The following is a 528-nucleotide window of genomic DNA, read 5'->3' as shown; positions in this document are numbered from 1 at the left end:
CGCAAATCAGAATGTTGCGGTGAATACGTTCCCGGGCCTTGTACACACCGCCCGTCACACCATGGGAGTGGGTTGCTCCAGAAGTGGATAGTCTAACCTTCGGGGGGACGTTCACCACGGAGTGATTCATGACTGGGGTGAAGTCGTAACAAGGTAGCCCTAGGGGAACCTGGGGCTGGATCACCTCCTTATACGATTTAGAACTTATTTGTTCGAAGTGTCCACACAGATGATTGTTGCTTGGCCTGAAGGCTAAGTGATATTGCTCTTTAAAAATTTGGAAAAGCTGAAAAATTAAATTCTGATAGATAACGAAAGTTATTTATCGAGTTTTCGAAAGAAAATGCCGATTAATCATTTCGATGATTAATTAGCGTCTACTTTAGTATTCAATATTAACTTCTGGCGAAGTTAAACTGTCTTTGACGATACAAACCATTTTGGGTTGTATGGTTAAGTGACTAAGCGTACACGGTGGATGCCTTGGCAGTTGGAGGCGATGAAGGACGTACTAACTTGCGATAAGCC

The 528-nt window shown here is 43.6% G+C and carries 1 rRNA gene; it reads left to right on the top strand.

The annotated features are described in order from the left end of the window. Nucleotides 1-191, top strand: a 16S ribosomal RNA gene (locus tag L1D50_RS23325); the annotation flags it as partial. Nucleotides 192-528 lie beyond the last annotated feature (337 nt).

Source organism: Pseudoalteromonas sp. Isolate6 (assembly GCF_022398435.1).
In the GTDB taxonomy this organism is placed as follows: Bacteria; Pseudomonadota; Gammaproteobacteria; order Enterobacterales; family Alteromonadaceae; genus Pseudoalteromonas; species Pseudoalteromonas galatheae.
This window is presented reverse-complemented; position numbering and strand designations above follow the sequence as displayed.